Source organism: Bacillota bacterium, assembly GCA_013314855.1.
Classification (GTDB): Bacteria; Bacillota; Clostridia; order Acetivibrionales; family DUMC01; genus Ch48.
Genome location: JABUEW010000038.1, coordinates 24,069 through 33,270, shown reverse-complemented (window position 1 = coordinate 33,270; position 9,202 = coordinate 24,069). Strand labels below are relative to the sequence as shown.

Here is a 9,202-nt window from a genome sequence, read left to right as displayed (position 1 = left end):
TTATAATGCCACTTTCATTATTGTACTAAGGGCTATTAATGTATTAAAATGTTTTCACCAACCCCCAGTACAATTATACACTATGAAATTGTCAATGTCCAGTACTAAATTTTATTTCGCTGTAGTACTAAAATGGATAAAAGCATTATTGAAGCTGCCGAAGATTTGGGAGGAAACTACTTTATAGTATTAATAAAAATTATCATCCCTTTAAGCCTTCCGGGTGTAATATCCGGGGTTACAATGGTGTTTATGCCTGCTGTGACAACTTTCGTAATATCCAGGCTTTTAGGTGGAGGACATTATATACTTATAGGTAATCTTATAGAGCAGCAGTTTATATTTGCAGGAGATTGGAATTTTGGTTCGGCTATTTCTTTTGTATTAATGATCATAATACTAATAAGCATGAGTATTATGCATAAATATGACAAAGAGTATGAGGGGGGTGCAATATGGTAGGACGTATAGCTAAAAAAATATACCTATATTTGATATTTTTGTTTTTGTACGCCCCTATAGCAGTGTTGGTGATATATTCTTTTAACGAGTCAAAATCAAGGGGGAACTGGGGGGGATTTACGTTAAAGTGGTATGGTCAGCTTTTAAAGGACAGAGAAATAGCATCAGCACTGTATAACACTCTGGCAATAGCCATTTTATCATCAATTATTGCTACAGTTATCGGCACGGCAGCTGCTCTGGGTATATACAATATGAAAAAAATCAAGAAAGCAATTATAATGAACCTTACATATCTGCCTGTCTTGAATCCGGATATAGTGACAGGTGTATCCCTTATGTTGTTATTTGTTTTTATGAAAGCGTTCACACAAATTGGATTGGGGTTTTTCACCATGCTCCTTGCCCACATTACATTTAATATACCTTATGTAATACTTTCAGTCCTGCCAAAACTAAAGCAGCTTAACAAGCATATATATGAGGCTGCATTGGACCTTGGAGCAACTCCTTTTTATGCTTTAAAAAAGGTTGTTATACCTGAAATAATACCGGGCATTATTACAGGATTTTTACTTGCTTTTACTCTGTCCATTGACGATTTTGTAATAAGCTTTTTCACTACCGGTTCAGGGGTATCAAACCTTTCAATATATGTTTATTCAATGGCAAGAAGGGGTATAAACCCTAAAATAAATGCACTGTCAACAATAATGTTCTTGACAGTGCTTATCCTGTTATTAATAATAAACAGAAGAATGTCAAAGGATAATTCTAATGTAAAGGAGAGTGTAAGATAAGATGAAAAATAGCATTAAAATCTTGGGAGTAGTTCTAATTATAACGGTGGTTATTGGGCTTTTCGCAGGGTGTGGCGGTACGGGGAAGGCAAAACTTAAAGTGTATAACTGGGGAGATTATATTGATGAGAGTGTTATTGAAGAATTTGAAAAAAGGTATAATATTGATGTAATTTACGATACTTTTGCCACCAATGAAGAAATGTATGTAAAATTAAAAGGCGGAGGAAGTGATTATGATGTGGCATTTCCTTCGGATTATATGATTGAAAGAATGATAAAGGAGGATATGCTGGAAAAGATAGATTTCAACAATATACCCAACTACAAATATATAGATGAGCGCTTTAAAAATCTTGCATATGACCCTGATAATGAGTATTCAGTGCCTTATATGTGGGGTACTGTCGGAATCATATACAATAAAACAATGGTAAATGAGCCCGTTGACAGCTGGAAAATTTTATGGGATGAAAAGTATGAAAAGCAGATATTTATGCTGGACAGCAGCAGGGATTCCATAGGAATAACCCTCAAAATGCTGGGGTATTCACTCAACACCAGAAATATTAATGAATTGGAAGAAGCGAAGGATGCATTAATAAGGCAAAAACCTCTGGTGTTGTCTTACATGGGCGATGACATTAAAGACAGCATGATAGCAGGCCAGGCTGCATTAGCAGTAGTTTGGTCAGGAGACGCCGTTTTTATGAAGAGAGAAAATCCGGATTTAGAGTATGTAATTCCAAAAGAGGGGAGCAATTTATGGTTTGATGCTATGGTAATCCTTAAAGGAAGCAAAAATAAAAAGGAAGCGGAGCAGTTCATTAATTTCATGTGTGAACCGGATATTGCTTTTAGAAATACTGATTATATAGGATATTCTACCCCTCATACAGAAGCAAAGAAAATGCTTGACCCCGAAGTGCTCAATGACAGGACGGCTTACCCTACAGATGAAGATTTAAGGAACTGTGAAGTATTTGAAGCACTTTCAGATGTCGTAAAGGAATATGACAGAATATGGACGGAGAGTAAAGCAGCAAGATAAATATTAAATATAAGGTAAGAAAAACTTCAATAAAACCAAAAAAGATGAAGAGAAGCCTTTTGTCCCGTACATTACTCGGAATAAAAGGCTTTATTATTTGTCAAATTACCATTCTCCGAATATTACGAAGCTGAATTTCGTGGGAACCGGTTATTTCTGCAACTGATCTCAGGGTATTATCAATCTCTTCAAATTTTTGCAGTACTTCGGTTCGGAACTCGGTAAGTATAGCTGTTTGCTCATAAATAGAATTGAGCTTTTCTTCAACGGAGTCAAGTCTTTTTTCAACAGACTCAAGTCTTCCCTCCACGGACTCAAGTCTTCCCTCTACAGAACCAAGTCTTTCTTCAACAGAAACAAGCTTTTCTTCAAGGCGGATTTGACCATCCTTCAAGGAAGACACATCAGACTTTATACTATCCATATCAGCCTGCATTGTTAATAGAATATTTAACATTTTCTCTTCATTACTCATAATTGCGCACCTCTCGCTACTTTATTCAATATTGAAAACAAATTTAATTCAGCTTCATCCACATACAAGGTCATATAATAACAAGCTGCTCTTTAAGTATAACATAAAATACAAAAATGTCAATAACAAACTAAATATACCAATAAATTACAAATAATTCCGAATAATTATGAATAATTATGAAAAAACAGGTGTTATATTTTTACTCATAATAGATAATTCTTTTTCTTCTTCTTTTGATAAAGGTTTGAAATCTTGTGCCGCATCTATGGCCCACCTTAAAAACTTCATATATCCGGGAGTAATTGCAGATGTTATTGGCTTTGAAAGTGTATACCTTATGGCAAGTTTTGCTAATTCTTCATCGTCAATGGGTTCGTACCAACACTTTTCATATTTCCGCTCATTACGTTCTTTCCACAAGGTTTTAGCCATTCCTTTCAAAGCCAGCATGGTAATCTCTTTCTTAAGGGCCTTTTCTATTATTTTTTCGCCGAAACCACTGTGAAACATATTTACCCAGTTAAGGGGGAAAAGTACAGATTCAAAATCAAATTGGTCCATTAATTCTATTGCTGTTTCCTCTGAATGTGTGGAAAAACCTATATGCCTTATTAATCCCTTATCCCTTGCTTTTACTAAAGTCTCAAGCGCTCCATCTGGCTCCAATACTTTTTTAGCATCTTCCATTGTTGATACACTATGCAACTGGTATAGATCAAAATAGTCTGTTTTAAGTCTCTTTAGTGACCCATATAGTGCTTCTTCAGCTTCTTGTTTACTGCGTTTTTCGGTTTTGCAGGCTAGAAAAATACTGTTTCTTTTCCCAACAAGCGCTGGTCCCAAACGCTCTTCTGCATTGCCATAGCTTGGAGCAACATCAAAATAATTTACTCCTTTTTCAATTGCCTCAGCAACAAAATTGTTTGCATCCTGCTGTGACTCATTCATTACTATAATTCCGCCAAAACCAATTATAGATAGCTTTTCACCTGTTTTACCATAGGACCTGTATTTCATAATTACCCTCTTTCTGACTTGATTTCAAATCTAATTGCCTGTACTATATATTTATACCACAATAAGCACTGTATTACTAGAATAATTTTGCGATTTTCAAAATTCTAATTTAAAAGGGTGTGATGTACTTGGAACCAGTATATAAAACCTATTACCAATCTCCAATAGGAATAATTGAGATAGTATGTACTGATAAAAACATTTTATCGGTAAATTTTATTGATGACATTAACTCATATATAAACACATATGAAAATTCATGTATAGCATATGCAGAAGAATGTATAAAACAGCTCCATGAGTATTTTGCAGGAAAACGCAAGAACTTTACGTTAGATATTAAACTTAACGGGACTGACTTTCAAAAAAAAGTATGGTCTGCCTTGACAGAAATTCCCTATGGAGAGACTGTCAGTTATGGCAAAATAGCTGAAAAGATAGGAAACAAAAAGGCAGCCAGGGCCGTAGGTAATGCAAATAATAGGAACCCTATAAGTATTATAGTTCCTTGCCACCGTGTTATAGGCAGTGATGGAAATCTTACAGGTTATGGAGGAGGATTGTGGAGAAAAAAGTGGCTGCTTGAGCATGAAAAGTCAAACAGGTAAGTTTACAGAATAAAATCGTTTATTAAATGCGCCCTGTTTCGAGAAACAAATTGATTATGTTCAAAAAAAATATTAGAATAGTATTTAACAAAAGATATAATGACAGCGTCAAATAAGTGATGAAAATAAAGGGGAGAATGCTATGAAAATAGCTGAAATGGCTTATAGGGCGAGGGAAGCGTCAATTAAGCTGGCAGCTTGTGATACAGGATTGAAGAATAAGGCTTTAAAAGCAATAGCTGAAGCATTACTGGACAGAAAAGAGGATATAATCAGGATAAACAAATTGGATTTGGAAAGAAGCAGCAAAGAGAACATTTCTGCACCGTTATTGAAACGGCTGAATTTTGATGAAAAAAAAATAGATGATGTAATTGACGGGATTTACAGTTTGATAAAGTTGGAAGATCCTGTTGGTAAGACTCTTATGGCTAACCAATTGGATGAAGGGCTTGAATTATATAAAGTGAGCTGCCCTATAGGTGTTATAGGGGTTATTTTTGAGTCCAGGCCGGACGCATTAGTACAAATATCAACTTTATGCCTAAAAAGCGGCAACAGCGTTTTGTTAAAGGGCGGATCAGAAGCAAAAGAAACTAACCGCATACTCACAGAAATTATTTCCAGGGCAACAAAAGAGGCAGGTGTAGCCGAAGGTTGGATTCAACTGTTGGAGACCAGGGCTGATGTAAGCGAAATGTTAAAATTGGACGAATATATAGATTTAATTATACCCCGGGGTTCCAACGAATTTGTCCGCTATATAATGGATAATTCCAGGATCCCGGTATTAGGACATGCTGACGGCATTTGCCACTGCTACGTACATGAAGATGCAGATTTGAATATGGCTATTAAAATAGTTGTTGATTCCAAAACGCAATATGTAGCTGTATGCAATGCTACAGAAACCCTTTTGGTACATGAAAAAATAGCAGCTAAGTTTTTACCTGCATTAAAATATGAGTTGGATAAAAAGGGAGTAACACTGGTAGGGTGTGATAAAACCAGGGCTGTAATACCTGTGGGCGAAGCAAGCGAAGATGACTGGAAAACAGAGTATTTAGACTATAAATTATCTATTAGGGTTGTCAAAGATATTCACGAAGCAATTACTCACATTAACACTTATGGTTCGGGACATACCGATTCAATCATTACAAGGAGCAAAGAAGCTGCTTCCCTGTTTATGGGATTGGTTGATTCCGGTAACGTATTCTGGAACTGCTCAACTCGTTTTAGTGACGGGTTCCGCTATGGCTTTGGTGCAGAAGTGGGAATAAGTACAAACAAAATCCATGCTAGAGGACCTGTAGGTCTTGAAGGCATGGTAATATATAAATATAAGCTAATAGGTAATGGACATATCGTTGAAGATTATGCAAGTAAGAAGAGGACGTTCAAACATAACAAGCTGGATAAAGAATCGCCGGTATAACTGTATAACTAATATTTGCGCATTCTTCTCCAAACGTCAAGTATCAGTTTATACCTCTCGGGAGGCAATCCTTTGAAAGGTACATTACTGGTAGAAAAAATATAACCTCCTCCGGGCTTACCATAAGTAAGGCAGTATTCAGCACTTTTGATAACCTCTTCATCTGTCCCTGTCTGCATAAGGGCGCAGTTAACATTGCCACAGAGACAGACTTTACCTCCAACCAGCCTCTTTACCTCTTTTATATCTACCTTCGCCATTGGATCAAGGGAATGTATGGCGTGAGGCCTGCATTCTACTAATTGGTCCAAGATTGGCATAATATTTCCGTCAGTATGTTTAATTGTGTAAAGCCCATCTTTCCTTGCCTCATCAATTATTTTATAAAGGTAAGGCTGTATATATTCGCCGAACATTTCAGGCGAGAGAAAAGGACCCGAATTGTAGCAATAATCGGCACACAGAATGAGACAGTCGAACCCTGCTTCTGCAAGTTGTTTATTCCGTGCAATTGCATCTCTTGCCATCTTTTCTGCCCTGGCTTTCAATCCTTCAGGGTCATCTGCAATAGCATAGGCGAAATCATACATTTCGTTGCCGTCGGGTAGGGCAAAAGTGCCGTCACCATGGGTTGTAAGCATAAATTTGTCACCAACTAATTTACGTATATACCGGGCAGTATCTTTTATACCTTCAAAATCAAAATAGTGTACAGGTATTATAGAATATTCAAGATTCTCATATACTTCAACCATATATTCGGCATTTTCTTTTAATAGTTTTTCCCTCTCTTTTGGAGATGTATCTTTAAGGTCATCCTGCCTCAAAAACCGTCTGCCGAACATTTCTTCTTCAAGCTGAAACTCTAATTCAAATGTAGGTACCATATCCGGAACATTTAGTGTTAGAGCTGCCACTGCCCTTTCTTTTGGCGTCATATTCGCCCCTCCTTTCACTATTACAAAAACAGTATAACACTTTTTATATAACTTTTACATACCTTTTTGCGTTTGCTTCGTTCAAACAACAAATTAAAAAAACACAGAAAAAGTTAAGATACTCATATTGTAGTTTAGATATAAAATCAATTATAATTATCAATGGACATAATTATTTTTATTATAGGAGTGTTGGGTATGGCAACAAAGAAACAGTACCTTAATTATATTGAAAAAGCTGTTGAGCAAGGTAGAACAAGATATAATGAGGATCTTGAAAAATGGAAAAATAACTTTGACCCAAATTATGTTTTTGGATACTGTTCTCCGGCTCATATTCCCATACAGGCCCACATTGAAGGATTTATGTATTCTCTAAATGGTAAGGAAGAACACGCCATCTGGGCAAAGAAATGCCTTCTTGAGGTGGAAGGATTAAAAAAGATATACCCTGAAGAAAAAATAAAACAGCACCCCGAATACCAAAAAGGCCTTCCGTCAGTTGAACCTGCATTTTCTCTTCAACCATATATTTATGGATATTTATATATCAGAAAAAGCGGAATTTTAAACAACTATGAAAAACTTCAGATAGAAAACTCCATTAAAAGTTCTATAAATCCCATATTTCATTTTCCTGAATGGGGTGCCCATAACCGTTCAATGTTGAGGGTATGGTCTTTGGCTTTAGCAGTGAAAGCGTTAGGCAAAAATCAGGACACTGAAGAATGGCAGAAACTGGCGGATTATCTTGCAGAAGAAACCTGGGGAAAGTGGTCTATAGAAGATGCCGAATTATACATTGCTTTATGGTTTATTGCTTCGATACATTATGCAGAACTGATTAATAAAGAACATGAATATTTCAGTATGCCCCAGACCAGGTACTATTTTGATTATATTACCCGCTTGTTAACTTCTTACGGACAGATTCCGGATTTTGGAGATTCTCATTTCAATTCTAATTGGTACATATGGTTAGCTTGTCTTGAAAAAGGTGCCAGTGTATATAACTGCGGTTACATGAAATACGCGGCTCAAAAAATATGGGAGTTTGGATTATCACAAAATAATAGTAATGAATATTCATCTGGTATTGCAAATTACCTTGCTTATGCTTACCAATGGGCTGATGATACGGTTAAACCGGCAAAACCTGATTGGAAAAGCGGGGAAGTATTGGAAGAATTAGTAGGGAAGAAGATTGCGTTTAGAAATGGCTGGGACGACTCGTCAACTTACCTTTTACTAAATTATCGTGATGAAGGATACTATGGGTATATACCTAGGAAATATCTCAGGACTACCCTTTCAGTTCGTGCTGAAAAAATGCATCATGGTCATAGTGATGAAAACTCTATAGTGTTTTTAGTAAAAGATAAGAATATACTATTAAATGACGGTGGATACCGTGAAAACCTGCCAAACGGCAAATATAGGGCAGATATTTATCATAACCGGCTGGTTTTCAGAGAGGGACTGAAAAATGAGAGTACAAGCCTGTATGATTTCGTACATGATGAAGGTTATTACAAGAAGGTGGTTACGGAAAAACTGCACTTCCAGGACTTTGGAAGGCTTTGCATAAGCAGGACAAGATTGTATAACACCTTGCCCCATTTAATTTGGGATAGAATAATTACATACTTGGAAAATGAAGATGTGTTTATTGTGATAGATTGGATATATTCAAAATTTAAAGGTGATATGACAGTTGCTAATTTGTGGCACACCGGAAAAATTCTGGAGCAAAGAGAGAACGCTTTTGATACGTGTATTCCGTACATCTATAGGTATCCGGGTGATATAAATCCAATTAGAAATAAAGATAATTTTTCACTTTGTATTGAGTTCCTTGATAACGGCAGAGATAAAAAAGTAGAATTTAATACTATAAAAAGGCATTACGGCAATGGTGTTATGATTTCGCAGTATAATTCGAGAGAATATAAAGAAAGAGAAACAGATTGCTTTGTAACAGTACTGACACCACATGAAACCTCTGCGGATATGGGTAAAATAACCGGGAAAGCAGTAGTAGAATGGATTTCAGAAAATAAAGATGCCATCCTCTTAACTTACAGAGGGAAAAGCACAGTTTACCTTACTTACAAGCTCGATTTGGAAAAGGGGATTATGGCTGATGAAAATGAGTATCCCAGGTATACTTGGGAAAGTGGAAAGATTAACTATGAAAAGGTTGTTACAGATGCAGACTTTTCATACATAGATGAGTTGGACAATAAAGTGAAATACGGTTTTATTAATGGCTCCGGTATTGAATTTGCCGGTAAAGGGTTATATCGTACTCCGGATTTCACAACATATAAGTTCGGCACGGATGTTGCCAATGCAACCAACCATAAATGGAGGGTATGGACAGGAGAAGAAAATAGACCTAAAAAATAGA

General features: G+C 36.3%; 9 protein-coding genes. 6 read left to right on the top strand and 3 right to left on the bottom strand.

What is annotated here, in order from left to right; genetic code table 11:
* Positions 1-108 precede the first annotated feature (108 nt).
* From HPY74_08585 to HPY74_08575, 3 genes are read left to right on the top strand one after another with little or no spacing between them, the layout of a single operon-like run.
* Positions 109-462, top strand: coding sequence for an ABC transporter permease subunit (locus tag HPY74_08585; GenBank protein NSW90714.1), 354 nt, complete (start codon positions 109-111; stop codon positions 460-462).
* Entirely contained in the window at positions 456-1,262 is an 807-nt protein-coding gene (locus tag HPY74_08580; protein ID NSW90713.1) for an ABC transporter permease, read from the top strand. The genes HPY74_08585 and HPY74_08580 overlap by 7 nt, the downstream gene beginning before the upstream one ends.
* Position 1,263: 1 nt before the next feature.
* Positions 1,264-2,313: a spermidine/putrescine ABC transporter substrate-binding protein gene (locus HPY74_08575; GenBank protein ID NSW90712.1), complete on the top strand. Its 1,050-nt coding sequence runs from the start codon at positions 1,264-1,266 to the stop codon at positions 2,311-2,313.
* A 100-nt stretch (positions 2,314-2,413) separates the two neighbouring features.
* Here HPY74_08575 and HPY74_08570 read toward each other — a convergent pair whose 3' ends face one another.
* Positions 2,414-2,788, bottom strand: a complete 375-nt coding sequence (locus tag HPY74_08570; protein NSW90711.1) for a hypothetical protein — start codon at positions 2,786-2,788, stop codon at positions 2,414-2,416.
* Positions 2,789-2,965: 177 nt separating this feature from the next.
* The gene (locus HPY74_08565) at positions 2,966-3,808 is read right to left on the bottom strand and encodes an aldo/keto reductase (protein NSW90710.1); all 843 of its coding nucleotides are present in this window, start codon (positions 3,806-3,808) and stop codon (positions 2,966-2,968) included.
* A 122-nt stretch (positions 3,809-3,930) separates the two neighbouring features.
* Between HPY74_08565 and HPY74_08560 the strand changes: the two genes are divergently transcribed.
* Both HPY74_08560 and HPY74_08555 read left to right on the top strand, forming a co-directional pair.
* Positions 3,931-4,416, top strand: a complete 486-nt coding sequence (locus HPY74_08560; protein ID NSW90709.1) for a methylated-DNA--[protein]-cysteine S-methyltransferase — start codon at positions 3,931-3,933, stop codon at positions 4,414-4,416.
* A gap of 142 nt (positions 4,417-4,558) precedes the next feature.
* On the top strand, positions 4,559-5,854 hold the full coding sequence (locus tag HPY74_08555; GenBank protein ID NSW90708.1) for a glutamate-5-semialdehyde dehydrogenase: 1,296 nt from the start codon (positions 4,559-4,561) through the stop codon (positions 5,852-5,854).
* Between the two features lie 8 nt (positions 5,855-5,862).
* Here the strand turns inward: HPY74_08555 and HPY74_08550 are convergent, their stop codons facing one another.
* Complete coding sequence (locus tag HPY74_08550) at positions 5,863-6,792, bottom strand: hypothetical protein (GenBank protein NSW90707.1); 930 nt, start codon at positions 6,790-6,792, stop codon at positions 5,863-5,865.
* A gap of 198 nt (positions 6,793-6,990) precedes the next feature.
* Here HPY74_08550 and HPY74_08545 point away from each other — a divergent pair, with 198 nt between their 5' ends.
* Positions 6,991-9,201 (top strand): heparinase II/III family protein, encoded by a 2,211-nt coding sequence (locus tag HPY74_08545; protein ID NSW90706.1) that lies wholly within the window; start codon positions 6,991-6,993, stop codon positions 9,199-9,201.
* Position 9,202: the final 1 nt, after the last annotated feature.

Excerpts from the sequence above, each read along its gene's own strand:
- HPY74_08580 (NSW90713.1), top strand. The coding sequence starts at position 456 with ATGGTAGGACGTATAGCTAAAAAAATATACCTATATTTGATATTTTTG.
- HPY74_08575 (NSW90712.1), top strand. The coding sequence starts at position 1,264 with ATGAAAAATAGCATTAAAATCTTGGGAGTAGTTCTAATTATAACGGTG.
- HPY74_08570 (NSW90711.1), bottom strand. The coding sequence starts at position 2,788 with ATGAGTAATGAAGAGAAAATGTTAAATATTCTATTAACAATGCAGGCT.
- HPY74_08565 (NSW90710.1), bottom strand. The coding sequence starts at position 3,808 with ATGAAATACAGGTCCTATGGTAAAACAGGTGAAAAGCTATCTATAATT.
- HPY74_08560 (NSW90709.1), top strand. The coding sequence starts at position 3,931 with ATGTACTTGGAACCAGTATATAAAACCTATTACCAATCTCCAATAGGA.
- HPY74_08555 (NSW90708.1), top strand. The coding sequence starts at position 4,559 with ATGAAAATAGCTGAAATGGCTTATAGGGCGAGGGAAGCGTCAATTAAG.
- HPY74_08550 (NSW90707.1), bottom strand. The coding sequence starts at position 6,792 with ATGACGCCAAAAGAAAGGGCAGTGGCAGCTCTAACACTAAATGTTCCG.
- HPY74_08545 (NSW90706.1), top strand. The coding sequence starts at position 6,991 with ATGGCAACAAAGAAACAGTACCTTAATTATATTGAAAAAGCTGTTGAG.